Source organism: Microcystis sp. M169S2 (genome assembly GCF_020245865.1).
Taxonomy (GTDB): domain Bacteria; phylum Cyanobacteriota; class Cyanobacteriia; order Cyanobacteriales; family Microcystaceae; genus Microcystis; species Microcystis ichthyoblabe_A.
Map to the genome: position 1 here is coordinate 1 of NZ_JADBUB010000079.1, position 25,878 is coordinate 25,878.

Annotated in this window: 24 protein-coding genes; 11 read left to right on the top strand and 13 right to left on the bottom strand. The window is 42.4% G+C overall.

Annotation, left to right across the window (positions count from 1 at the left end; genetic code table 11):
- The coding region (locus IM485_RS22935) for a transposase family protein (RefSeq protein ID WP_502846571.1) at positions 1-106 on the bottom strand (106 nt) is incomplete at its 3' end.
- Positions 107-499: 393 nt separating this feature from the next.
- Between IM485_RS22935 and truB the strand changes: the two genes are divergently transcribed.
- Positions 500-1,381, top strand: a complete 882-nt coding sequence (truB, locus tag IM485_RS08215; RefSeq protein ID WP_104397145.1) for a tRNA pseudouridine(55) synthase TruB — start codon at positions 500-502, stop codon at positions 1,379-1,381.
- 9 nt (positions 1,382-1,390) lie between these two features.
- Here truB and IM485_RS08220 read toward each other — a convergent pair whose 3' ends face one another.
- The 5 genes from IM485_RS08220 to IM485_RS08240 all read right to left on the bottom strand — a co-directional run bounded on the left by IM485_RS08220 (position 1,391) and on the right by IM485_RS08240 (position 5,519).
- Positions 1,391-1,516, bottom strand: coding sequence for a hypothetical protein (locus tag IM485_RS08220; protein ID WP_287742382.1), 126 nt, complete (start codon positions 1,514-1,516; stop codon positions 1,391-1,393).
- The gene (locus IM485_RS08225; protein WP_002798928.1) at positions 1,510-1,782 is read right to left on the bottom strand and encodes a hypothetical protein; all 273 of its coding nucleotides are present in this window, start codon (positions 1,780-1,782) and stop codon (positions 1,510-1,512) included. The genes IM485_RS08220 and IM485_RS08225 overlap by 7 nt, the downstream gene beginning before the upstream one ends.
- A 101-nt stretch (positions 1,783-1,883) precedes the next feature.
- Positions 1,884-2,930, bottom strand: a complete 1,047-nt coding sequence (hisC, locus tag IM485_RS08230) for a histidinol-phosphate transaminase (RefSeq protein WP_287742384.1) — start codon at positions 2,928-2,930, stop codon at positions 1,884-1,886.
- A gap of 419 nt (positions 2,931-3,349) precedes the next feature.
- Complete coding sequence (gene ispG / locus IM485_RS08235) at positions 3,350-4,570, bottom strand: (E)-4-hydroxy-3-methylbut-2-enyl-diphosphate synthase (protein ID WP_104397142.1); 1,221 nt, start codon at positions 4,568-4,570, stop codon at positions 3,350-3,352.
- 34 nt (positions 4,571-4,604) lie between these two features.
- Positions 4,605-5,519 (bottom strand): alpha/beta fold hydrolase, encoded by a 915-nt coding sequence (locus tag IM485_RS08240; RefSeq protein WP_287742386.1) that lies wholly within the window; start codon positions 5,517-5,519, stop codon positions 4,605-4,607.
- Between the two features lie 418 nt (positions 5,520-5,937).
- Between IM485_RS08240 and IM485_RS08245 the strand changes: the two genes are divergently transcribed.
- Both IM485_RS08245 and lysS read left to right on the top strand, forming a co-directional pair.
- Entirely contained in the window at positions 5,938-6,507 is a 570-nt protein-coding gene (locus IM485_RS08245; protein WP_287742388.1) for a TIGR04376 family protein, read from the top strand.
- Positions 6,508-6,620: 113 nt separating this feature from the next.
- On the top strand, positions 6,621-8,342 hold the full coding sequence (gene lysS, locus IM485_RS08250; protein ID WP_287742390.1) for a lysine--tRNA ligase: 1,722 nt from the start codon (positions 6,621-6,623) through the stop codon (positions 8,340-8,342).
- 46 nt (positions 8,343-8,388) lie between these two features.
- Here the strand turns inward: lysS and IM485_RS08255 are convergent, their stop codons facing one another.
- Entirely contained in the window at positions 8,389-10,035 is a 1,647-nt protein-coding gene (locus IM485_RS08255) for a DUF3685 domain-containing protein (RefSeq protein WP_287742392.1), read from the bottom strand.
- Between the two features lie 58 nt (positions 10,036-10,093).
- Positions 10,094-10,534 carry a Fur family transcriptional regulator gene (locus IM485_RS08260; protein ID WP_002763863.1) on the bottom strand — a complete coding sequence of 147 codons (441 nt, stop codon included), beginning with the start codon at positions 10,532-10,534 and terminating at the stop codon, positions 10,094-10,096.
- Positions 10,535-10,938: 404 nt separating this feature from the next.
- Here IM485_RS08260 and IM485_RS08265 point away from each other — a divergent pair, with 404 nt between their 5' ends.
- Positions 10,939-11,484 (top strand): PEP-CTERM sorting domain-containing protein, encoded by a 546-nt coding sequence (locus IM485_RS08265; protein WP_287742394.1) that lies wholly within the window; start codon positions 10,939-10,941, stop codon positions 11,482-11,484.
- 616 nt (positions 11,485-12,100) lie between these two features.
- Here the strand turns inward: IM485_RS08265 and IM485_RS08270 are convergent.
- Positions 12,101-12,571, bottom strand: coding sequence for a DUF29 domain-containing protein (locus IM485_RS08270; RefSeq protein ID WP_002733042.1), 471 nt, complete (start codon positions 12,569-12,571; stop codon positions 12,101-12,103).
- Between the two features lie 178 nt (positions 12,572-12,749).
- Here IM485_RS08270 and IM485_RS08275 point away from each other — a divergent pair, with 178 nt between their 5' ends.
- From IM485_RS08275 to recN, 3 genes are all read left to right on the top strand, one after another.
- A complete protein-coding gene (locus IM485_RS08275) occupies positions 12,750-13,808 on the top strand; it encodes a DUF2157 domain-containing protein (protein WP_104397135.1) in 1,059 nt (352 codons plus the stop codon).
- Between the two features lie 95 nt (positions 13,809-13,903).
- Complete coding sequence (rppA, locus tag IM485_RS08280) at positions 13,904-14,584, top strand: two-component system response regulator RppA (protein WP_104397134.1); 681 nt, start codon at positions 13,904-13,906, stop codon at positions 14,582-14,584.
- A 128-nt stretch (positions 14,585-14,712) separates the two neighbouring features.
- Positions 14,713-16,467 carry a DNA repair protein RecN gene (gene recN / locus IM485_RS08285; RefSeq protein ID WP_287742398.1) on the top strand — a complete coding sequence of 585 codons (1,755 nt, stop codon included), beginning with the start codon at positions 14,713-14,715 and terminating at the stop codon, positions 16,465-16,467.
- Here recN and IM485_RS08290 read toward each other — a convergent pair.
- A complete protein-coding gene (locus IM485_RS08290; protein WP_287742400.1) occupies positions 16,444-17,085 on the bottom strand; it encodes a Uma2 family endonuclease in 642 nt (213 codons plus the stop codon). The genes recN and IM485_RS08290 overlap by 24 nt on opposite strands.
- A 24-nt stretch (positions 17,086-17,109) precedes the next feature.
- Positions 17,110-17,751 carry a Uma2 family endonuclease gene (locus IM485_RS08295; RefSeq protein WP_287742402.1) on the bottom strand — a complete coding sequence of 214 codons (642 nt, stop codon included), beginning with the start codon at positions 17,749-17,751 and terminating at the stop codon, positions 17,110-17,112.
- A 121-nt stretch (positions 17,752-17,872) separates the two neighbouring features.
- Between IM485_RS08295 and IM485_RS08300 the strand changes: the two genes are divergently transcribed.
- Complete coding sequence (locus IM485_RS08300; RefSeq protein ID WP_104397130.1) at positions 17,873-19,030, top strand: NAD(P)/FAD-dependent oxidoreductase; 1,158 nt, start codon at positions 17,873-17,875, stop codon at positions 19,028-19,030.
- A 257-nt stretch (positions 19,031-19,287) separates the two neighbouring features.
- On the opposite strand, the gene IM485_RS08305 is transcribed toward IM485_RS08300, so the two are convergent.
- Complete coding sequence (locus IM485_RS08305) at positions 19,288-19,563, bottom strand: hypothetical protein (RefSeq protein ID WP_002732855.1); 276 nt, start codon at positions 19,561-19,563, stop codon at positions 19,288-19,290.
- Between the two features lie 434 nt (positions 19,564-19,997).
- On the opposite strand from IM485_RS08305, the gene cysS reads away from it, so the two are divergent.
- On the top strand, positions 19,998-21,440 hold the full coding sequence (gene cysS, locus IM485_RS08310) for a cysteine--tRNA ligase (protein ID WP_287742405.1): 1,443 nt from the start codon (positions 19,998-20,000) through the stop codon (positions 21,438-21,440).
- Here the strand turns inward: cysS and IM485_RS08315 are convergent.
- A complete protein-coding gene (locus IM485_RS08315) occupies positions 21,423-22,952 on the bottom strand; it encodes a glycine betaine ABC transporter substrate-binding protein (protein WP_287742407.1) in 1,530 nt (509 codons plus the stop codon). The two genes, cysS and IM485_RS08315, sit on opposite strands and share 18 nt — an antisense overlap.
- Positions 22,953-23,070: 118 nt before the next feature.
- Between IM485_RS08315 and IM485_RS08320 the strand changes: the two genes are divergently transcribed.
- Positions 23,071-24,075 carry a CHAD domain-containing protein gene (locus tag IM485_RS08320; RefSeq protein WP_104397127.1) on the top strand — a complete coding sequence of 335 codons (1,005 nt, stop codon included), beginning with the start codon at positions 23,071-23,073 and terminating at the stop codon, positions 24,073-24,075.
- 12 nt (positions 24,076-24,087) lie between these two features.
- Positions 24,088-25,521: a bifunctional orotidine-5'-phosphate decarboxylase/orotate phosphoribosyltransferase gene (locus tag IM485_RS08325; protein WP_104397126.1), complete on the top strand. Its 1,434-nt coding sequence runs from the start codon at positions 24,088-24,090 to the stop codon at positions 25,519-25,521.
- Positions 25,522-25,878 lie beyond the last annotated feature (357 nt).

Consider the following 25,878-nt stretch of genomic DNA (forward strand, 5'->3'; position numbering starts at 1 on the left):
TTGTTCCCAGTATTATTACTACTAATACTATCCATAAAGGGTGTCTTTTTCCTTTATCTTTCCGAAAGTCCTTGACTTGTTTTAGTTTTTCTATTAAGCTCAACATATATTTTAAAAGTTGGCGGTCACTTATCATTTTACCTGATAGTGATCGCTTATCATTTTACCTGATAGCGATCGCTTTTACTTTTGATATTTTGATGGGAGAATGAAACAGCCCTACCCAAACCCCCCGCGCATTAGTTTTTCGGTGGGATGCTTACACGCAGCCGCTGACACATCTGTAATAATTTAAGAGTCACTGCACTTGCAGGAGTACCTCTCCTGATATGTAGCTTATACTCAACGGATTTAGTATGATTGACGAATTTGCGTTATTTCAGCTTCTATTTTCAAGTCAGGAGACTCCGAGACAGGAGACAGCTTTTATTTATTATCCCTTCTCCCCCAACCCCACACCCCACACCTTACTTCCCCACTTCATAATTCATAATTTAAAATGTTTGGCTTTTTAAATCTCAATAAACCCCCTGACTGGACTTCTCACGATTGCGTGGCCAAAGTCCGCAAAATTTTTAAGACAAAACGAGTCGGCCATGGCGGAACTTTAGATCCTATGGCTACGGGAGTTTTACCGATCGCCGTCGGGTCTGCCACCCGATTACTGCCCTATTTACCCGAAAATAAGGCTTATCGGGCAAAAATCCAGTTAGGACTCAGCACCGATACCGATGATATTACGGGAAAAGCGATCGCTACTTGTCCCTGTGCCGATTTAACTTTAGAGGCAGTTAAGCCGTATTTAGCGGAATTTATTGGCAATATTGCCCAAATTCCGCCGATGTATAGTGCTATTCACCAGGACGGTCGCCGTCTCTACGAATTGGCTCGCAAAGGGGAAATAATCGCAGTGGAGCCTCGTCAGGTCAAAATTGACCAAATTACGGTTTTAGGCTGGTTAGAGGGTGAATTTCCGCAAATAGAGCTAGATATTCACTGTGGATCGGGGACTTATATTCGTTCCCTGGCCAGAGATTTGGGCAAGGTGTTAGCTGTGGGTGGCACTTTAGCCAGTTTAACTCGCACGGAAAGCTGTGGTTTTCAATTAGCCGATAGTATTAATCTGGAGGCTTTAATGGCTAATTCTGAGGGTTTAATTTCGCCTCGCATTGCCCTGGCACATCTAGACTGGATTTCTTTCACGTCAGAAAGAGTTATCGATTGGTTTCACGGCAGAAAAATTAATCTCACCGATACAAATGTTATGAGCGGTTCTCTGGTTGCTGTGGAGTCTTTAGAAGCTCAATTTCTCGGCATTGGTGAGATAGTTGTCAGAGAAGATGAATACTACCTACAGCCTAAAATAGTTATTCAGCAATAGGGTTAATAATTAGGGTCTGCTGAAAAAGTTTTTCGTGGGGACAGGGTGTGGGGTGTGGGGTGTGGGGTGTGGGGAGAATAAATAAAATAATCTCCTATCTCCTGACTCCTGACGACCGACTCCTAACCCTAACAACAGTTTTTGATTTTTACAATAGGTCTAGTATAAACCCACTGATTATGATTTTTTTTGGCCACGATTTTTTTAGAAGCGACCAAAGATTTTAGACAAAGATTGAGCATAGAAACGGGACGATTTAAGCGTTGGCTCAATTCTTGAACTGTGATTCCTTGGGGATAAAATTGCATAAGTTCAAAAATTTGTGCGCTAGTATTTAATCCTTTTGTCGGACTAATAATCTTGATAGCCAAGGCTAGTAATCGGGAGAAACGACAGGCCATTAGACCCTTGTTTGTCGCTGCTTTGTTCCGATCAATCTAGCCTTTTTTTCAAGAAGTTATTAGGGTTTAAAATGCTAATAAAACCTTGACGGAAATAGAGATTAATTTGTTCCCATAATCTCTTGAATAGCAGATAAAAGACGATCAATTTCCTCATCAGTGCCGATAGAAATCCGCACATAATTCTGAATGCGAGGATGTTTAAAGTATCGCACTAATATCTGACGCTCTTTGAGTTGAGTATATAACTCACTGGCACTAATGTGCGGGGGAGAAGCGAGGATAAAATTAGCTTCCGAGTCAAAAACAATAAATCCCAACTCGCGCAGAGAAGTAATTAAACGGCTGCGGGTTTGACGGACTTTTTGCCAAACTTGCTCAAAATAATTATGGTGTTTTAAAGCTGCTGTGGCTAAAGTTTGAGCGATGCGATCTAAATTATAGGAATCACGCACCTTATCCATCTGTTCGATAATTGCCCCAGAAGCAAAACCGAAACCGACTCTTAACCCCGCTAAACTATAACTTTTCGACATGGTGCGACTAATGATGACATTATCGTAACGGGAGAGAAAATCGAGATGATTGTCATCACTAAAATCCACATAAGCTTCATCAATTAATACCACTCCCGACGCATTAGCACAGGTTGCTTCTAAATAGTCGCGATCAAGATGTTTACCGACGGGAGGATTAGGAGAAGCCAGAAAAATTAATTTAGCTTCCGGACAAATAATCGGTCCGGCTAATTCAAATTTATCATTAGTGGGAAATTCGATAATATTTGCCCCGTGTACCCGGGCAATTGTCTCGTAAAGGGAATAGGTTAAATCCAAAAAAGCGACACTTTCGCCAGGGTTAACAAAAGTTCGCAGGGCGATATTAAGTATATCATCGGAGCCATTACCCGCGATTATCTGATCGGCTGCTATGCCGTATAATTCCGCCGCCGTTTGCCGTAACTCTTTGGAGATAGGATCGGGATAGAGTCGGACTTTCTCTAATTGCTCTGGCAGGTGGGCAAAAATTTCCGCCGGTGGGGGATAGGGATTCTCATTGGTGTTAAGTTTGGTAAATCCCGCGCTTTGGGGCTGTTCTCCCGGAGTGTAAGCGGGGGTTTGACGAACACAATCGCGTGTAGGTAGCATGGACTCTCTGGGGCGGCAATTTCTAGCAAGCTTTCTATTGTAACAAATCCTCGCCGATGATCGGGGGTTGAATCGATGTCAACCCCTACCGGTAAAACTAATTAGGGTTGGCTGAATAAATCTAAAAACCTTGTTGGATAATATAGCAAAGAGCGGGGTGGTTAGGACAATCAATCGCTGAAACCCTTGACCGATAAGAGTTTGAAAATTGAAAGCGTCCTAACTAACTCGTTCTATGCCATATCTTTAGGCTTTTTTGAAATCAAAAAGTGCCAGCGATTGGAGTGATTGGGGGGAAAATTCAGGGACTTTTTTCCTGAAAATTAGGTAATTGACTCCCTGAAAATGGGTAAAACCCCACACCCCACACCCCACACCCCACACCCTGCCACCAGGAAAAACTTTTCAGCAAACCCTAATTAAGGTTCTACCCAACGGCCATCGGCTTTAATTAAATTAATCAACTCGGTTACACCTTCACTTTCGGGGACCCGTTTAATTTCCTCGCGACCGCGATAAAGGGAGATATAACCGGCCTGTTTCCCCACATAACCATAGTCTGCGTCGGCCATTTCTCCCGGTCCATTGACAATACAACCCATAACGGCGATATCGAGTCCAGTCAGGTGTTGAGTCGCTGCGCGCACTTGCTGCAGGACATCTTCTAAATTAAAAAGAGTGCGACCACAGGAAGGACAGGCAACGTATTCGACCATAGTTTTCCGCAGTCCCAGGGCCTGGAGAATGCTGTAACAGACGGGAATTTCCTTTTCGGGAGCTTCCGTCAGGGAAACGCGAATCGTATCACCAATACCGTCCGCTAAGAGAGTGGCAATCCCGGCAGTGGATTTAATTCGTCCGTATTCCCCATCTCCTGCTTCAGTAACACCCAAATGTAGGGGATAATCCATACCTAACTCATCCATGCGCTTAACCATGAGACGATAGGCGGCTACCATAACTGGCACCCGGGAAGCTTTCAGGGAAACGACCAGATTGCGAAAATCGAGGGATTCGCAGATGCGGATAAATTCTAAAGCCGACTGTACCATTCCTTCGGGGGTGTCACCGTAGGTAAAGAGCATTCTTTCGGCCAGAGAACCATGGTTAACGCCGATTCGCATCGCTTTACCTTGATCTCGCAGAGAAATCACTAAAGGTTTCAGGGTTTCGGCAATTTTTTCGCCAATTTCATCAAATTCTGCTTGACTGTACTCGCTGCGGTCGGCTTTCGGTTTCTCGAAAACGTACAAACCGGGGTTAATCCGCACTTTATCGACGTGCTTGGCCACTTCTAGGGCGATTTTCATGCCGTTGTGATGTACATCGGCTACTAACGGCACGGGTTGATAGGTGGTCAGCAGTTTTTCCCTAATTTTAGCTAAAGCGGTGGCGTGGGACAGACTCGGCACGGTGACGCGGACAATTTCACAACCGACTTCATGGAGGCGACGGATACCGGCCACGGAACCATCTATATCAAGGGTATCCTCGTTAATCATCGACTGCACGACCACGGGATGACCACCACCGATGGTAACGCTACCTACCCGGACGGGACGGGTTTTGCGTCGGTGAATCGTGGTGTCGAATTCGGAGGCAGTTGCAGGGGGGTTGAGCGTCGATTCCAAGGTTTGCATAGGACTATCACCAACAATCACTCTCCCTATTCTCTCAAAGAACAGGAACAGATTCTAGCCACTCTAATAAAATTGGGTTAAAACGGTCAGGACATTCATCCTCTAAACAATGACCGGCCCGGTCAAATTCTACATATTTAATCCTAGGATTAAGGGAGACAAAACCCGGAGCTAACTGGACGGGAACCATCCGATCTTGCCTGCCCCAACACAATAAAATCGGTATTTGTAAGCGTGGTAAAATTAACTTTGCCGGTGGACAATATTCGGGATGATTGACAGCTTGTGCCAGGGAAATAAAGGCCTCGGCTGCCCCCTCATCTAGGGTTGGGGCGGCGATAATTTGTACTAATTCGTCGCTAACTGCTTTCTTGTCTTCGTAGGCGATTCCTGTCCATTTTTTCAAGACTTGCGGACGACGCAGATAGTAAAAAATCGGTTTTAATAGCCAAGGCGAAGTGAAAAAGTTTTCGATAGGAGTGACGATATTTAATAACCAATCGGCAATCATTTCCCGCCGACGGCTGACATCGGGTAAACTGAGCATAACTAATCCGGCTACCATTTCTGGGTATTTACTCGCCAGGGCCATACTAACTAAAGAACCGATCGAATTTCCCACTAATACCACCGGTCTATTGATAAAAGTTTGCCAGAAATCATGTATTTGTTCCACCCAGAGATTAACGGTATAGGGAACCTGCACTTTGCGCGAACCACCGAAACCTAATAAATCTACCGCGTAAACTCGATGATTTTGGCTGAGAATAGGAATATTATGGCGCCAATGTTCGATCGCCGCTCCAAATCCGTGCAGTAAAATTAAAGGGAGATTATCGACATCTTGGGGGTTTTTTACTGGCATAAAACTATAACGAATTTGCCAACCGCGCCACACCCAATCCCGTTGATAACCGATGCGTTCTGTCCAAGCTGGTGAAGTTGTCACTTAAGTCAAACAATTAAGAGGTTTTCAGGAAATATCACTCTAGTTTGATTATACTGGTTTCCCCCTGCCTAACCGGCAGCCGAATAACATTTTTGTACTACTTTTCCCAAATATATTTAGGGTTTGCTGAATAAATCTAAAAACCTTGTTGGGTAAGACTTTTAGACTTTTTGTCAATCAAAAAGTACCAGGCATGGGAGTGATCAGGGGGAAAATTCAGGTACTTTTTCCCTGAAAATTAGGTAATTGGCCACTTCAAAACCGGTAAAACCCCACACCCCACACCCCACACCCTGCCACCACCGAAAAACTTTTTCAGCAGACCCTATTTAAATCTAGGGTTGATCTAGCCTATGCTAAAAAGAGGGGGATTAAAATCGCTCCTAGACTTTAATTGCAAATTTAGGATACTGCACAGATGGGCAATCTATTTGATGATGTCAGTCGCTTTCTTGAAACCCAACTGGAAGAATTTCTCAAAAGTCATCCCCAATTAGAATTACAGGCGCTGGTGGAACAACTGCGCGAACAGGAGCGCGATACTGCTAAACTGATTACCGCCCTAGAAAATGAGCGTCAACGTCTCGAACAGCAAATTTTGGCCACTGCCCAAGATATCCAAACTTGGCACGCTAGAATCGATAAGGCTAAGGCTGCTGGACGGCAGGACTTGGTTAAGGCTGCCAGTGAACGCGAGGCGGCTCTATTTCGTCAGGGTAATCAACTTTGGGGACGGATGGAAGGAGTGAAAAAACGTCTGAGTCAATCCCAAGAGTTACTGCAACAGGTCCAACAACGTCGTCAAGAAGTGCAAATTAAAGCCGAAAAAGCCCCTAAAAATCAGTCGCGTGACTGGGAAACCACTTTTTGGGATCAACCCCAAGAATCGGACTATCAGCGCTCGAACTACGATAATCTCGATCTAAAATTTAAAGAATGGGAAATGGAAGAAGAATTGAAAAAATTAAAGCGAGAAATGGGACGATAATTTTTCAGTGAGCAGTGAACAGTAAACAGTAAACAGTAAACTGATAACTGATAACTGATAACTGAAATCCCCAACACCTATAAATCCCCCAGAATTGTTCCTCTTAGAAAACGATGGCATCTCAAGCACAAAATCCTGAAAATCAACCCTCCTCTACCCTCGAAGAAATCCGGGCCGCTCGTTTAGAAAAAGTGGCAGGATTGCAAAAAGCTGGCTTAAATCCCTACGCTTACCAGTGGAAATCTACCGCTCATGCTCAACAACTACAAGAGCAGTACGCTGACTTAGCACCGGGGGAAGAAATCAGCACAGAAGTAGCCATTGCTGGTCGGATTATTGCCCGAAGAATTATGGGTAAACTAGCCTTTTTTAACCTGCAAGATGAAACGGGAACGATTCAATTATACCTCGATAAAAAACGCATTAGTGAAACCATGGCCGCTGTGCCGAATGCCTTTAACACGGTGATTAAACTAACCGATACAGGCGATATTTTAGGAGCAAAAGGCACAATTAAACGCACAGAACGCGGGGAATTATCTATCTATGTAAACGAGTACGAAATTCTCACCAAATCCCTATTACCTCTCCCAGATAAATGGCACGGTTTAACCGATGTAGAAAAACGTTATCGACAAAGATATGTGGATTTAATTGTTAATCCCGAAGTGCGACAAACTTTTCGCCGTCGCGCCCAAATTACCGCTGCTATTCGCAGATATTTAGACCAAGAAGGTTTTATTGAAATTGAAACTCCCGTGCTACAAAGTGAAGCAGGAGGAGCCGATGCTAGACCGTTTATCACCTATCATAATACGCTGGAGATGGAGTTATATCTCCGCATTGCCACCGAATTACATCTAAAAAGATTAATAGTGGGTGGTTTTGAAAAAGTCTTCGAGTTAGGCAGAATTTTTCGCAATGAAGGAGTTTCTACTAAACATAACCCCGAGTTTACTTCCATCGAAATCTATCAGGCCTACGCTGATTATTATGACATGATGGAGTTAACCGAAAACATTATTGTTAATGCCGCACAAGATGTTTTAGGTACGCTGAAAATCACCTATCAAGACAGGGAAATTGACCTAACTCCTCCTTGGCGACGAGTGACTATGCACGAATTAGTCCAAGAAATAACCGGGGTTGACTTTAATAGTTTTGAGGATTTCGAGTCGGCTCGTATTGTCGCAGAAAATGCTGGTATTGGCGTTCCAGAGGACTGTAAAACCATCGGTAAGCTCTTAAATGAAGCTTTTGAACAAAAAGTCGAAGAAACCCTAATACAGCCCACTTTTGTGCTAGATTTTCCCGTGGAAATTTCCCCTTTAGCTAAACCCCATCGCTCAAAAACTGACCTCGTAGAAAGATTTGAATTATATGTGGTTGGACGGGAATTAGCTAATAGTTTTTCTGAGTTAACCGATCCCATCGATCAACGGCAAAGATTGGAAGCACAGGCACTCAAAAAAGCGGCCGGAGATTTGGAAGCGCAGGGAGTTGATGAGGACTTTTTAACCGCTTTAGAATACGGAATGCCCCCCACGGGAGGCTTAGGAATTGGCATCGATCGCCTGATCATGTTATTAACCGATTCTGCCAGTATTCGCGATGTGATTGCTTTCCCCTTATTAAAAAGCCAAAGTACGGCGATTAAATCTTTTGACTACGATGAGGACAAAAAAATTCTGAAAGTGGAATTTAATCACGGTGGTATCTATCTTTATCATGATCTACCTTTGGCAGTATATAAAGACTTTCAGGCTGCACCATCGAAAGGACAGTTTTTTGTCGGACAAATTCGCGATAAATACAGTTTTGACAAGGAATTGTAAAAGTTAGGGTCACTTCAGTTATCAGTTATCAGTTATCAGTTATCATTCATGATCCCTTTTTACCTTTGACTTCCTGCCAAGTGTTACCGACTCCCTGTAAAACCCCGCGAACTACTAAACCAATACCGCGACCGATAACTTGGATAAGAATATAGACTACTCCCTTACCCACCACCCGAAAAAAAGCGCGTAAACGAGGGGATAAAGAGTCTCTTAATTCTAAGGCGATCGAAACTAACCAGGGTATGCCTGTTAAACTATTTAATTCTTCCTGTCGAGGGGAATAAATGGCTAGAGATTGGATTTCTCCCTCGCTATAGTGAAATAATTGATATTGACTTTCAAAGATATCTTTAGGTTCTTGCCAATATTGTTGCCGTCGGTATTTCCAAGATAATTCATTGCGAATTTTAGCTAATTTTCTGGCGATGAGAAATTCTGACTGGTAAAGTTTTTGTTTGATTCTTTCCGATTCCGAGAAGTTATTGAGAATAATTACTGTCACTGCATTGGCAATATTATGAATGAGATTTTGCAGGAGAATTTCGGCTCTGGCGATGGTTTCAGGAGCATTAGCTCGGTATTCTACTCCGTCAATAGTTAAACTATTTTCGTACACTAAATAGAAAAATAAGTCAAGAGCAAAAGGAATTTTATTGAGGATTTCTGTTTGAATTGCCTCTCTTTCTTCCAGAATAATTTCGTTAAGTCTGCCTTTACTAATTTCGTCATAAACCGAGGCATTAATTTCTAAAAATTTACGCGCAACTTTCTCCCAAATATCGTAAATAATCAGATTTAAGCGACTGGTTAATTCCCCGCTGCTAATCTGTAAATATCTCATTTCATCGACATTTTTACGAATTTCATCGAGAACTAAATACAATAATTCCCGTTGCCGATTATCCTGTAAAACATCAATTTCAAAACTGATCTTTGTTCTATTAATTAAAGGCGATCGAATGACCGCTAAAGTGGACTCAAAAACCGCCGAAACACACAGGGGACGCTCGCGGCTTAAAATTGGTAATTCTCGATCGATATTGTTAATTATTATCGGAGGTGTCGCTGAAGCTGAATTGTAAGAGCTACCTTCCAGGGGAATTAGTTTTCTCACTAGCCATAGGGCTGCTAAAAGTTCTCGTTTTCTCCCCTGCCAATAAAAGCGATCAAAGCCGGATAAAGACTGTTGATTGAGGTGGAGATCAATTAAATGTAATTCACTTTCGATGCGATTTAATCCCGTTTTTCCAGCACTGATTAACCAATGGCTAGGAGCTAAACTTGGACGGGTAGCAATGGTGAGAGCAGAAGGGGCAACATCCGGGGATTCATCTCGGGAAATTTGCCCTAAAATAGTGATAAATTGCTCTAGGTTTGTGCCTTTGGGAATATAACCAGCGATGCCTAATTCTCTGGCGATTAGTTGCTGTCGGGAATCGAGAGGAAAGGTTAATAAAACAATTTTACTTTCGGGATAGCGAGAGTGGAGAATTTCACAGTAAGACCAATCAAAGAGAGGATCGATAATAATAATTTCGGGGGAGGGATTCAGAGTCAAAGCGAAAATTGTTTCTAAATCCCCTTCGGTGACGATACTAATATTTTCTATCTGCGACAAGGCCTGCACCAGACCCAAGCGGAAAATCGGGTCATTATCGATGATAATTAGGGTGAGAGGGCGATCGATCACAAGAGTTGCAGCCTGTCAACGGATACTATTCACAGGGTCAATTATACAGTGATCTGGCTCATTTGTTTTCTTTATAGCCATAGAAATCGATGCGATAATCGGTAATTTTTACCCCCGTCGATGCCTCAATCTGTTTAATTAATTCCGGGGGAAGTTGGATATGCACATCGATGATTTCTTGACTGTCCAGACAATTGACGTGACTGTGGGAATCGCTGATGTTGCCGTAGAGTCTGCCGTCCCAGCGTTCCACAGATTCGATAATGCCTTGACCCGATAGAGCCTCTAGGTTTTGGTACACTGAGGTATGACCGATGTTCTTTCCTTGCAGATTGAGACGATCATAAATTTCTCTCGCTGATAGGTGTTCCTGCGCTTGCCACAGCAATTCTAAAATATAGCGACGCTGACGACTAACCCGCATTCCTAAAGTTTGACACCTTTCGATCGCATCTTCTAAACACCGGATCGGTTTTTGTTTTACCTCCAAATTGTCCATAGTTGTATCCGTTGACCTCCGCCCTAATACATAGTCATTACCAGTTTAGCTTAGTCTTTCGATCGATGTCCACATTGCCCCAGTTTTTAGCCCCTCTTCAAACTGAGATAAAAAATCAGCAGCGCCAGATTCGAGTAGATTTGCGAGCGAATGAGTGGAAAGAACCACTCCAGACACAAAGGACACAAAGATCGATCGCTACTATATAAGTTACACTGATCACACAAAGAATAAGAGAACCAACCATTTACTTATCTATATAGATAGGATTGAATATTTTCATAAAAAATCCTCTTGAAAAATATTTTGATCAACCTTAACTTTAAGGGGTACATTAATTTATTTTTAGGGCCATGGCCACCAAATCGCCAAAATTATTCGAGTCATTGCGGTCATAGACCGCAATGACTGTCACTACTGTTAGCCTCACTCTAGCCGCTGCTTCTGGTGCTAGTGCCGCAACAGTGTTCGGTTTCCAAGACGCTTACGATCCCATTAATTGGACATTTGCCAATAGTAATGCCGACGGGTCGGTCAATACCAGCGGCGCTCCTGCTTCCATTAGCCTGACTGGGGGGAACAATGGTTCTGGCGGTTCTGGAACCACAGACTACACCACCACTGCGGCTGCGGCTGGGACGGTGACGTTTGATTGGAACTATTCGACTGCTGATGGGCCTTTCTTCGATCCCTTCGGATATCTGCTCAACGGCAGCTTCACCCAAGTAACTAATGATGGGGGAGGTGTTGTCCAAAACGGGACATCGACGTTTAACGTCCTAGCTGGCGACAGCTTTGGTTTCCGTATTTTCACTCGCGACAACCTTTTTGGACGGGCTAGTGTGACGATTTCTAACTTTTCTGCCCCGATTCCCGAACCGTCAACTGTGCTGAGTTTGCTGGTACTAGGAGGCTTAGGCGCTGGACTGAAGTACCTTAAGCGGAATTGATGTCCCAAAAAACAGGGGACTAGGAGTTGACCTCTCCTCCTAGTTCCCAACTTGATTAGCTGTTGACTGTCTGCGAGTGCCGGAGTTTGGAGCGGGGAGAGTTGCACAATTCTGGCTTTAAGTCAATAGCCTTTACAAAACTTCAAAAATTGCAACATAAAAAAATTTCATCACTGGCGGCTTTTTTTGGGCAAGAGAATCGATATAGTCCCCTGATTGTCTTGGTTTTCCGTTGATTTAAAGTTTAATGCTTAAACTAAGCCCACAGCATACCACGATCATACTATATTATTAAATGTAGGCAACCCCGATTTACAGCCAAATTTTGGCAAATTCTGGGAAAATCAAAATCTTGTAACTTACTTGTTACATTTAACTAATCGCCCCAAATATTTAAATATTTTAATTTTTTACCTTAAATTTATAATTTTTACTTATTCTTGCAGGCTGATTAACTAGGGTTGAGCAAAAAAGCTTGTAAGCTCTATTTAAAGTCAGTCGAATCGCTTAGTATCGGGAAACAGATGTGACTTGTATAGCTTCCCAGTTTTTGAGATTTGAAGACTTTTTAGAAGCATTTTGAAAGTGTCTTAGCCGATGGATTAAATATGAATTATCAGCCATAGAAATCTTCGTCAAGAATCTGTTCTAAGGAAAAAGGGCAGTCTAAGGGATATGCTTCCTCTGGAGGAATCGCAATTCCAAAGTCAGCCAATTTACTTTCCTTGATGGCAATTTTGCGACCTTTAGGATAGGTTTTATCGATGGCGATTGCTAGATGAGATTTCAAAGAAGGGGTGTTTTCTAGTAAGGCGACAACTCGTTCCCTGTGTTCGACAATGGAGCTATACCAGCTAGATTTCATGCTTTCAGGGGCGGAGGATTGTACTTTTAATTTCAGTAAATGAGCCAGCAAAATCATTAAATTTCCTTCCAAGGCATTTTTATCTGATTTACCCAATTCTTTTAACTCCTCAACCAAATGAGATACATCTAATGCCTGAAAATCTCCTTGTTCTAACTGACCTATTGTTGTTATCAGCCATAATTGAAAATCTTGTTCATAGAGTTCTGATTTAGTTATCATAATTGCTTCGATAATAGTTAATATAGATTGAATTATACTCTATTTTGCAGATTTCGGATGTTGCAATCGGTAAATGTTAAGTTTTACTACAGGATTTAACATCTGCGCCTATGCCCTATTCCCTTATCCTTAGGATAAGCGGTTAAAATACATCTTAGCTTAAGGACTAGAGAATATTATGAGACTAGAAAGAGAAGATTTTGATTGGGCGGTACAACAAAACCTAATTACTGCCAGCCAAGCTGAAAATTTATGGACGGCTTTTTTATCCCGCTATCCCCAAGAAGATGAAGTTAATCGCCCTCGCTTTAATTTTGCTAATGTGGCCTATTATTTTGGGGCATTAATTGTTATCTCTGCCCTGGGGTGGTTTATGAACGAAGCTTGGGAGAGTTTCGGTGGTGCAGGACTATTTTTTATCGCCCTGTTTTATGCAATTTGTTTTATTTTCACCGGTAAAAATCTCTATTTTCAGCAAAATCTCAAAATCCCCGGCGGCCTTTTATTTACCATGGCAGTGGCAATGACTCCCTTAGCAATCTATGGTTTACAACGCTGGACAGGATACTGGCAAGCCGGATATCCGGGCATCTATCGAGATTTCCATACATGGATTAAAGGCAGTTGGTTTTTAATGGAATTAGGCACGATTATCGCGGGATTAATAACTTTGCGATTTGTTAAATTTCCTTTTTTAACTGCACCCATTGCCTTTAGTCTGTGGTATATGTCAATGGACTTAACTCCTTTACTATTTGGAGAGAACGAATATACATGGAGACTGCGACTGTGGGTATCCTTTTGGTTTGGAATTGCCTGTTTGATAACTGCCTATTTAATTGATGTACGTCAGCGTCGTAGTCGGGGTGATTTTGCTTTTTGGCTGTACTTATTCGGATTAATTATGTTTTGGTTTAGTTTATCTCTCCTCATCGATGATAATGAAGCGCAACGATTTTTGTACTGTCTAATTAACTTGGGATTGATGTTATTATCCGTCCTGCTAAAAAGAAGATTATTTGTGGTTTTTGGAGGTATCGGAGTATTTGCCTATCTTTCCTATCTCTCCTATCGTATCTTTGCCGATTCAATTTTCTTTCCCTTTGCCCTAACCGTCCTAGGACTTGGTATTATCTATATGGGAATTTTGTACCAGCGTCATTACCCAACCCTAGCTAGATTTATTGAAAGTTATATCCCTCTCGAATGGCGCAATTTATTACCCAAAGATCGATAATTAGGAGAAATGGGGATATGGGGAAATGGGGAGATTCAACTAAAAAAACCCAAAACCCCAACACCCCAACACCCGACACCATCTTTTTTACTTTTATGAAAATACTTATCGTTGATGATGAAAAAGAATTAACCGAACCCTTAGAACAAATTCTTGCTCAAGAAGGCTATGAAGTTGATATTGCTGATAATGGTCGGACGGGTTTAGAATTGGCACAAGAGAATAATTATGACCTCTTAATTCTCGATTGGATGTTACCCCAGCAATCCGGATTACAAATCTGTCAATATTTACGCAATCAAGGGGACACCACTCCCGTTTTGTTTCTAACCGCTAAGGATACCATAGATGATCGAGTGGCGGGATTAGATGCCGGCGCTGATGATTATTTAGTCAAACCCTTTCAACTGCGAGAATTATTAGCGAGAGTCCGTGCTTTATTGCGTCGTTCTCCCAATTTTGAAGCTAGTAATAGCAGTAAACTAAAATGTGCTGATTTAGAACTCGATAGCGAAAATCAAGTGGCCTATCGTCACGGTCGCACGATCAGTTTATCAGCAAAAGAAATACAACTATTAACTTTATTTATGACCCATCCGGGGCAACTTCTCACCCATGAACAAATTTATCAGCATCTCTGGTCAGAAGGGGAGCAACCTAATAGTAATGTGGTTCCTGCCCTGATGCGCTTGCTGCGTCGTAAAATCGAAGCGCCTGGAGAAACACCTCTAATTAATACTGTCTATGGGAAGGGCTACCGTTTCGGGGAAAATTAGGGAATGCTGAAGGATAATGAGAATAAGTAACTGGTTATAATTAAATTAAAAATGGATTTTAGGTTCGATCCCCCCTGCCCCCCTTGATAAGGGGGGTGTCTAATAATTTTTAACGCCTACCTACTTATATGTTATCCTGCCTACAAATTGAAAATTTTACCCTCATCGATCGCTTAGAATTAACTTTCGGCAGCGGATTAAATGTACTAACCGGTGAGACGGGGGCAGGAAAATCAATTATATTAGATGCGATCGATATTGTTCTCGGTGGTAAAGTCAATCATCGCGTCATCCGTCAGGGAAGCCAACAATCAACCCTAGAAGCGACTTTTTCTCTCACCCCAGAATTAATTGCTTGGCTAGAAAGTCAGGAAATTGACCCATTAGAAGATAATAGTCTGACCATCAGCCGGGAATTAGTGATTACTAATAATTCCTTGCGTTCTCGTTCTCGCATTAACGGAGTCGTCGCTAATCGCCAACAAATGGCGCAAATAAGATATTTTTTGGTAGAAATCACCGCCCAAGGTCAAACAGTTCAGTTAATGGACGCTAATCGACAGAGGGAATTATTAGATCTCTACGGGGGTGAATCGCTGCTGCGGCAGCGGGAAAAGGTAGCCACAGCCTACCTTAACTGGCAAGAAAGCAAGAATATTTTAAATAATAGGTTGCAATCGGAACAAAATCGTCTACAAAGATTAGATTTATTAGAATATCAACTAAAAGAACTAGAATCAGCCAATTTAACCGCTGCTGACGAGTTGGAACAGTTGGAACAGGAAAGAAACCGACTCTCCCACGCTGTCGATTTGCAAAATTCCAGTTATCAAGTCTATCAACTACTCTACCAAAACGATCGCGATCAACCGGCCGTCGCCGATTTGTTAGGAAAAGCTGAAAATATCTTGACAAATATGATGGTTTATGATAATAGTTTAGAGCCAATTTTAGAGATGGTGCGATCGGCATTAAATCAGGTGGTGGAAGCGGGACAGGAAATCAACGTTTATGGGGATAGTCTAGAGGCAGATCCGGAGAGATTGAACGAGATAGAAGAGAGAATCGTCCAACTTAAGCGCATTTGTCGCAAGTATGGACCAAGTTTAGCCGAAGCACTCGATTATTATCAGAAATTACAGCAGGAATTAGCGGAGTTGACGGGAGAAGGACAATCGATTGAGGAATTAGAAAAAATTTGTCAGCAACAGGAAAACATCTATCGAGAAACTAGCACCCAGTTAACCTTTTTGCGACAAGAAACCGCTAGTCAACTAGAAAAACAATTGGTACAGGAATTAAAACCTTTAGCCATGGAAAAGGTGATTTTTGTCTGTCGGATTGCTCCGGGTAATCCTAGCAGTCTGGGAGTCGATCAAGTGGTATTTTATTTTAGTCCCAATCCGGGGGAAAAAATCCAACCTTTATCCAGTACCGCTTCCGGAGGAGAAATGAGTCGTTTTCTCCTAGCGTTAAAGTCCTGTTTTTCCCAATCCCAATCGGCAGCAGCCACCCTAATTTTTGACGAAATCGATGCGGGAGTATCGGGAAAAGTTGCCCAGGCAATTGCCGATAAATTAGATCAATTAGGTCAACAATATCAAGTTTTATGCGTTACCCATCAACCCTTAGTGGCTGCTTTAGCTGATCACCATTTTCGAGTTTATAAACAAATGATTGCCGAAGATAATCCTACTAATCTCTCGGAAATTCGCACGGTTGTCCGGGTTACTTCTCTCGATAATCGTCAGACGAGAAGGGAAGAATTGGCACAATTAACGGGAGGAAATTCGGCAGCAGATGCCATCGCTTTTGCCGAGTCTTTATTGGAGAAAGCGGCTGCTAAAAAACCGCAGGATTTAACCTTGAAATTGACTGATTAACCAACGTCCTACCTGACTTTGATCCTTGCTGCGTGCCTGTTGTAAAGCTGACTCTAAAACCGCAAGTTTTAAATTAGGTAAAACCTTTGATATATCAATTCTTTTACTACCTCGATTGATTATTTCAAAGGCGAATATTTGAGGATCATCTACCTTAACACTCCAGTATTCACTAACCCCTAATTCTTCATAGAGTAAGCGTTTATTACCTAAGTCATCATTAAGGGTAGATTTTGAGATTTCAATGACTAAATCTGGTGGGGGATACTGATTCAAATCAATAATCGAAGTACCGTAGGGAATCAGATTAGCTTTGTCTGCAAAATAATAAGATATATCCGGTTGGACTTCTCGATAACCAGACCTGCGAAAACTGCAATTATCTTTGGCACTAAAGGCCAGATTTTTTAGGGTAGCATAGAGACTAACAGCGAAGATCAAAATAGCATGATCGCTGGCATGATCGTTACCAATAGGAGTCATTTCTAATCGATAATAGCCATTGTAATAATAACTTTTTCCTTGATTTTCTGGGAAGTTTTTAATTGCTTCTAAGTATTCTTCCCAACTAGCTTTAATCCATAAATCTGTCGAGATAATAGTTTCTAGCTGTTGCATAATATTAGCCTCGATTTTATGGAGTTAACCTTGAAATTGACTGATTAACCAACGTCCCACCTGACTTTGATCTCTGGTGCGTGCCTGTTGTAAAGCTGACTCTAAAACCGCAAGTTTTAAATTAGGTAAAACCTTTGATATATCAATTCTTTTGCTACCTCGATCGATTATTTCAAAGGCGAATATTTGGGGATCATCTACCTTAACACTCCAATATTCACTAACTCCTAATTCTTCGTAGAGTAAGCGTTTATTACCTAAGTCATCATTGAGGGTAGATTTTGAGATTTCAATGACTAAATCTGGTGGAGGATACTGATTTAAATCAATAATCGAAGTTCCATTTGGTATCAGATTCGCTTTTTCTCCTAGATAGTAAGATATATCTGGCTGCACTTCTCTAATTCCTCTTTTGCGATAGGAACAAGTGGGGAGTCCTTGAAAAGGAATTTCTTTGAGGATAGCGTAGAGACTCACCCCCAAAAAGACAACGTGATGATCTCTAGCGTGTTCAAATCCAATAGGAGTCATTTCTAATCGATAATAGCCATTGTAATAATAACTTTTTCCTTTATTTTCTGGGAAGTTGTTAATTGCTGCTAAGTATTCTTCCCAACTAGCTTTAATCCATGAGTCAGTTATCCCCCTAGTTTCTATCTGTTGCATATTTATCCGATCCCGCTTTGAACTTTTTCTGTAATTATAGCAATTATTGCTCAAATCAGAACCAGGGAACCGAGCAAGTATAATGATAGAATAGGTTAATCGAGGAAAAATTAGCCCAATTATGACCACAACTTATGATTATATAATTATCGGTGGTGGTATCACCGGTTCTGCCTTAAGCTATGAACTAGCCAATCTAGGCAGTCGAGTCCTCTTATTAGAAAAAGAAACCCATCCCCTCAACGCCACTTTCTACAGTTACGGGGGTTTAGCCTATTGGTCGGCCACCACAGAAATCCAGAGAAAATTATATCAAGAAGGTCGAGAAATTCAGCGCAATTTATCGCAGGAATTGGGCATAGATAACGAATACCGGAACCTAGAGCTAATTCTCACCGTTAACCCCGAAGATGATCCAGCCACTGTGGCCGAAAAATTTGCTATCTTTGCTATTACCCCCGAAATTCTCGATCCGCAGGAAGCGATCGCTTTAGAACCCCTATTAAATCCCGCTGCTATCTCCGGAGTTTTACGACTGCCCCACGGTCACATTAACGCCGAAAAAACTAATCTTGCCTATCAACAAGCTTTTCTGCGTCTGGGAGGCACGATTATTCGGGAAGCTGTCATCGAATTAATTGAAACTGCATCGAGAATTACCGGCGTAAAAACTCCTAAAAATAATTATTCTGCTGGGGAAACTATCGTCTGTGCGGGGGGATTAACCCGGTCTTTACTGCAAAAATCCGGTATTACTGCTCCCGTCTATTTTACCCATGCCCAGGTGATCAAAATTCCCCCCACTGAGATCAAATTAAACACCCTAGTTATGCCCGCAATTCCTGCCAGATTGCTATTAGAGCAAAAAATCACCCAACTAGAAAAGCAGGGCATTTGGCAGAGAGAAACCCCAGAAATAATTGCCAGTGTTTTAGAAACGGGGGCGGTACAATTCCGGGATCAAAGCCTTTATCTAGGACAAATTAGCGCCATTATCACCGATCCAGGCGGGATTTTAAACCCTGTGGCGGGGGAAAAAGCAATCCGCACCGCCGTGGGGACATTGCTGCCCTCTTTAGCCGCTCTCCCCGGCAGCTGTCATCATTGCCTAGTGGCCTTTGCCCCCTCGGGACGGCCTCTGGTGGGAGCGATCGCCGATAAAGTGGGATTGCAGGTATTTTCTGGCTTTACCAGTACACTTGTATCGGCTCCGCCCCTAGCCCGACGTTTCGCGCGTCATCTGCTGGGGGAAAATGACGAGATAATTAGGGTTTGCTGAAAAAGTTTTTCGTGGGGACAGGGTGTGGGGTGTGGGGTGTGGGGTGTAGGTTTTTACCCATTTTCATCTGGTAAATTACCTAATTTTCAGGGAAAAAGTCCCAGAATTTCCCCCCCGATCCCCCCCAGATCTGGGACTTTTTGATTGACCAAAAGTCTAAAAGTCTTACCCAACAAGGTTTTTAGATTTATTTAGCAAACCCTAATTGCTAATTTACAAAAGTTAAGAGAGAAATTAACTGATGGTTGCAATTAATCCTAATCGACTTTTTCCAACTGCCAAAGAATTTGGTTTCCCTCCCGTCTGACCCGGGAGATTACCCAATTTCGCCACGGCCAATGGTCGCCGCGACTGGTAACGGCCCCTGGATTAATATCCATTAAATCGGCCACTTCGGCGCTGGTAATCAAATAACCGCGATTGGCCACTTCATCGGCAATGCGTAGGGTTTCGATCAGATGTCTTAGCTGGTCAACTCTTTCTCCCCGGGGTAATTGGATTTCATCGCCAGCGCTATTAGGTGGTTCATTCATGGTGATGGTCTGGTCAAAGTTGATTAACAATAAAAATTGTCGGTTAAGGCAAACAAGCAAGCTTCCCCTATCGTTATTCTATCGATTTCATCAATAATAGTCCTCATCAAAACAGTCCTAAGCTGTTCGTAATTTAAATTGCTTGTTGAGACGAGGCAAGAGGCAAGAGGCAAAAGGCAACAGTAAAGGGATTGGGGGCGGTTCGGCTAATCTAAGAGTAAGCGGTTTAAATGCGTCTTAGCTTATCTTCTCGAATCTTACTGTCACATCTTTACTAAAACCCCAAAAACCCCTTGACAAAAAACACAGAATATAGTAGGGAAATCAGGTAAAGTGGTTAGCGGTCACTGATAACTGATCACTGATAACTGATAACTGAAAATAACTGCTATAAAATTGGACTAGCCTTTTTCCCCAGAAAAAAATCCCCATCCATGACCTTAATCCTCTACAACACCCTCAGTCGTCGCGAAGAACCCTTTACCCCCCTCATCCCCGGCATTGTCTCCATGTATTGCTGCGGCATTACCGTTTATGATTATTGCCATTTGGGTCATGCGCGTACCTGTGTGGTTTGGGATGTGGTGCGGCGTTATTTGGAGTATCTCGGTTATAAAGTGCGCTATATTCAGAATTTCACTGATATTGACGATAAAATTCTCAATCGGGCTAAAAATGAACATACCACCATGGCAGCCGTGGCCGAGAAATTTATCGAGGCCTACTTTGAGGATATGGCAAAATTAGGAGTCAGACCGGCGGACGCTTATCCCCGGGCCACTCACACCCTCGACGGTATCAAGCGCCTAGTCTATGAATTAGAACAAAAAGGCTATGCTTACCCCAGCGATGGCGATGTTTACTATTCCGTCCGTCGTTTTTCCGATTATGGCAAACTATCGGGGCGAAAACTGGATGATTTGCAAGCCGGGGCCAGCGGCCGGGTAGAAACCGACGACCCGGAAGCAATCAAGAAACAAGACCCCTTTGATTTTGCCCTCTGGAAAGGGGCAAAACCGGGGGAACCTAGTTGGGATTCTCCCTGGGGCCAAGGTCGTCCGGGGTGGCATATTGAATGTTCGGCCATGGTCAAAGAACAATTGGGAGAAACTATCGATATTCATGTGGGGGGAAGTGATCTAATTTTTCCCCACCACGAAAACGAAATTGCCCAAAGTGAAGCGGCTACGGGTAAACCTCTGGCCCACTATTGGTTACATAATGGCATGGTAAAGGTGGCTGGGGAAAAAATGTCGAAATCCCTCGGTAATTTCATCACTATTCGCGAGTTATTGGCAAAATATGACCCCTTAGCCGTGAGATTATTAATTTTAGGCGCCCAATACCGCAAACCGATCGATTTTTCCGATGAGGGATTGCAGGCGGCCACTAATGGCTGGCATACTTTGCAAGAGGGTTTATCCTTTGGTTATAAGCATCTTCCGCCCGATAATCCCGCAATTACTGACCAAGAGCTAGAAAATCGCTTTCAAGAGGCGGTAAATCACGATTTTAACTTTGCCGGTGGTTTAGCGGTGTTATTTGAAATCGCTAAGGAATTACGCAAGGAAGGTAATAATTTAACCCATGCGGGTAAGACAGACAGCAATCTGGCCCAATTAGCGGTAAAATGGCATACTTTGGTGAAATTGTCTAGGGTTTTGGGCTTAGAAATGGCCGCTGACCAGGGAGAAACCCCTGTTTCTGAGGGAATTAGTGCAGCGGATATCGAAAATCTGATCCAACAACGGACAGAGGCGAAAAAAGCGAAAAATTACGCCGAAAGCGATCGCATTCGTGCAGAATTAAAAGCCCAAGGCATTACTTTAATCGACCAACCCGGGGGAGTGACTAAATGGTTAAGAGAGGGAGACTAGAAATTCTTTGACCACTTCCTCCACCCTGCGATTGCGTCCATCCACCTGATAGTTTAATTTCTGCATAGTGCCGGAGGTAATTTTGCCGGTGAGTTTGGCTAAAACCTGTCGCAATTGGGGATATTTTTGCAGACTATCCAGGTTAAAAATCGGTACCGCTTCGTAGGGAGGAAAATAGCGTTGATCATCTTCTAGGATGACTAAATCTAGCACGGGAATTAAGCCATCGGTGGAATTTCCCGCCACTAAATCCACCTGTTTTTCGGCTAAAGCGCGGTACATTAACCCTAAATCCATCACTTTCGGAGGTCCAGCAAAATTTAGCCCGTAGGTCTTCGCTAATCCCTTGTAACCGTCTTCCCTTTCCAAGAATTCATAACCAAAACCCGCTTGCCAATTGGGTGTATATTTAGCCACTTGCGAGAGAGTTTTAAGATTGTATTGACTGGCGGTTTCTCCCCGGATAACAATGGCGAAAGTATTCTCGAATCCTAAACTGGGAAAGACTTCTAGATTAAATTTTTCTGGATAAATCTCTTGCAGCTTTTCAAAGACTAATCGGGCATCGTTAAGGGGTTTTTCTTGCAAAATTCCCGTGAAAGCCGTGCCAGAATACTCCACATAACCGTCGATTTTACCCGCTTTCACCGCTTCATGACAGATCAGAGTACCACCGAGATTAAATTGACGTTCAACCCGTAAATTCGTCTCTTTTTCGATTTCCTGTGCCAAAATTTCCCCTAAAATCACCTGTTCGGTAAAATTTTTGGAACCGATCACCACGGTGCCGGGGGATGAATGGAAAATTTGAGTCAAGAGGAAAGATAGCAAGGCCAACCCGATTAAACCTAAGCCCCATTGCCATTTAGAGGGCTTTTTCGGACGTTGCGAAGGGGAAAAGGTCTTTTCTAGCCGACCGAGACTCCAATCGGCAACAAGGGCTAAAAAAGCGGCAGGAATTGCCCCCGCCAAAATTAACTGATTGTTGACCGTGGCAATACCGCGAAAAATAAACACTCCCAAACCACCGCCACCGATGGCAGCTGCGATCGTAGCCACACCGATAGCAATCACCGTGGCAATTCTCACTCCTGCCAAAATTGTCGCCCTGGCTAGGGGTAATTCGATATAGCGCAGGATTTGACCGTCGGTCATGCCTAGGGATAACCCCGCTAATTTTAATTCGGGATCAACTTTTTTGATGCCCAGATAGGTATTTAAAACAATTGGCAGTAAAGTATAGAGAGTTAGGGCAACAATAGCGGGAATTTTGCCGATTCCTCCCAAAAAAGGCACGGAAATTAAAAAACCAAATAGGGCTAAACTGGGGATAGTCTGTAGGGTGTTAACGATCGCTATAATCGGTGGGGCGAGAATAGCTTGACGACTAATTAAAATACCTAGAGGAATCCCGATTAAGCTACCCATAGCCATGGCTATTCCCGTCAAGAAAAGATGTTCTCCAGTGCGAAAAGCGATTTCCCCCGCATAATCTAGCCAAAAACTATCCATAAACTTCTCTTAAAGCTGCTGCTTCATCCTATTGTGTAGAATAAATGGGATCTATTAGTTCCAGTCTTGATTTAAAGATTCTATCACCATCTTGACATTATTTCCTCCCTAAAGACCAATGACTAACAAATTTAATCCTCGGGCTGAAACTGTTGCCGATTGGGCCTATATCGGTATTGATAAACATTTTCATAAAGTTCTTAAACACGAAGCTGGGGTTTTACTCGATCAGGATACGGAAGAATTACATCAAATTCGTGTGGGAATGCGCCGTCTTCGCAGTACCTTAACCGGTTTTGCCCCCGCTTTAACCATGCCGAAATCTGCCGATCAAAAACGGGTGGGTAATCTGGGCAGAATTTTAGGAGAATTGCGTGATTTAGATGTGTTAAAAGAGGCTTTTGTCGGCCATTATCAGCCAATTTTACCCCCGAAAGAACAGGAATTACTGAAGAAAGTTTTAGAGGTTCTCGAAAGCCGAAGAAAGAAGGCTTTTGCTAAGGTAGAAAAGCTGTTAAAGTCCGACAAATTTCTCAATTTTAAGGCAGATTTTGCCAGTTGGTTGGATAATCCCACCTATCAACCGATAGGAAAATTAGATATTGCCACGGTTTTACCAGACTTATTATTACCGCAAGCGAGTCGCTTTTTACTGCACGAAGGCTGGTTAGTTGGGGTAAATTTAGAGGAAGATCAAAAAGTAGGAGAGTTTTCTAGTCAAGAAATTGATGACTTATTGGAAAAAGAAGGATTATTACTGCACGATCTCCGCAAAGAAGCCAAGCGTTCCCGCTATAATATGGAGTTATTCACTCAGTTTTATGGCGACAAGTATCGAGAGTATTTAGAGGATATTAAAAACCTTCAAGGTATTCTCGGAGAAATACAGGATTGTTGTGTTCTCTCGGATTTTCTTAGCCAAATTTTCCCTAATTGTCTTGCCAAGGAAATGCCCACCTTACTCGAAATTTTCCAAAATATCCGTCACCAAAAATGGCAAGAATGGCAACCACTACAAAAGAAATTTCTTGACGCTGACACCAGAAAAAGTCTGCACGAGACAATTTTACAGCCTATTTTTCGGCCAAATAGTGTAGAATTAGATACTAATCCAGAATCCTGAGATTAGGAACCGATGAATTTTTTTCAAAAGTTAAACCACGCCATTAGTCAAAACCAGACTCTACTTGTCCTCGGTTTAGATGCTAACCCCGAAATGATGCCCTCCACCCCGGGAGAATTAATCGTTAATTTGGAACGGTGGCTCAAGTTTATTATCGATGAAACCGCCCCTTTTGTCTGTGCCTACAAACCAACTTTAGGCTTTTATCAAGCTTTGGGAGCGGCAGGGTTAGAATTATTACAGCGAGTTTTAACGGCAATTCCCGCTCATATCCCGGTAATTTTGGATGCTAAACACGGCGATATTAATACTAGCAGTGTTTTAGCCGAGACTATCTTTAAAACTTGGCAGGTGGATGCGGTTACTCTCAATCCCTACTCCGGACAGGATCACGTTGCTCCTTTTTTAGTTTACCCCGAACATGGTGCTTTTATCCTCTGTCATACTTCCAATCAAGGCGCGATTAATCTGCAAGAATTCCCCAGTCGCGACAATCCTTTTTATCTGCAAGTTGTCAAAGAAGCTTGCACTTGGGGAACTCCCGAACAAGTATTTTTAGAAGTGGGAACCACTCAACCAGAGATTTTGAAAAAGATTCGCAATTTTGCTCCCGAAAGATTGATTTTATTACGCAGTATTTGGGAAGAAAAAAGTAAATTCTCCGAGTTAATTACTGTGGGTTTAAATAGTCATGGCGAGGGTTTATTAATTCCTGTACCCCAAGACTTTTTATCTCAACCAGATTTGGGGGCAAAAGTCAAGGATTTACGCGAGGAAGTCAACAAAATTCAACAAAATCACCAGCAAGAATCGAGCCAAGATGAGACTTGGACTGCTAACGTTTGTCTTTTAAAACAACATCCTCATCAGGATTTAATTCTACAATTATTTGATATTGGCTGCTTGATGTTTGGCGATTATGTGCAAGCATCGGGAGAAACTTTTTCCTATTATATTGATCTGAGAAAAATTATCTCTAATCCTAATATTTTTCAGCAGGTAATTGAAGCCTATGGAGAAATATTAAAAACCTTGACATTTGACCGCATTGCTGGCATACCCTACGGTTCTTTACCCACAGCTACGGGTTTATCTTTATTATTAAATCACCCGATGATTTTCCCCCGCAAAGAAGTAAAAGCTCACGGCACAAGAAGAGTAATTGAAGGTAATTTTCAAGTGGGGGAAACGGTGGTAGTGGTGGACGATATTTTAATTTCTGGCAAAAGTGCGATCGAGGGGGCAGAAAAGATTAAATCGGCGGGATTATTAGTTAATGATATCGTGGTTTTTATCGACCATGGTGGCCCCGTTAAAGATAAACTTCGTAGCCATGGTTATCAACCTTATTCGGTTTTAACCCTAGCAGAAATTACCGATACTCTCTACGAAGCGGGAAGACTGACAGAAGCAGAATATAGCTGTTTTTTAAATCGCTCCCATTGATATTTAGCCATCAGCCTTGAATCAGTTATCAGTTATCGGTATTAAGTGTGCATTATTAAATGGCAGTTTTCTGCTGTCTTTTCACTGTTTACTGTTTACTGATCATTAATTACTGATTGCTGTCTTTTCACTATTTACTGTGGGTGCATCTCATTTTTGTAAATCTACCAATTGGGATTTTTACGGGGAAACTCTCGGCTAAAACCGTAGGGCTGTTTCATTCTCCCATCAGAATATCAAAAGTAAAAGCGATCACTGTCTTTGTAAAATGATAAGTGACCGCCAACTTTTAAAATATATGTTGAGCTTAATAGAAAAACTAAAACAAGTCAAGGACTTTCGGAAAGATAAAGGAAA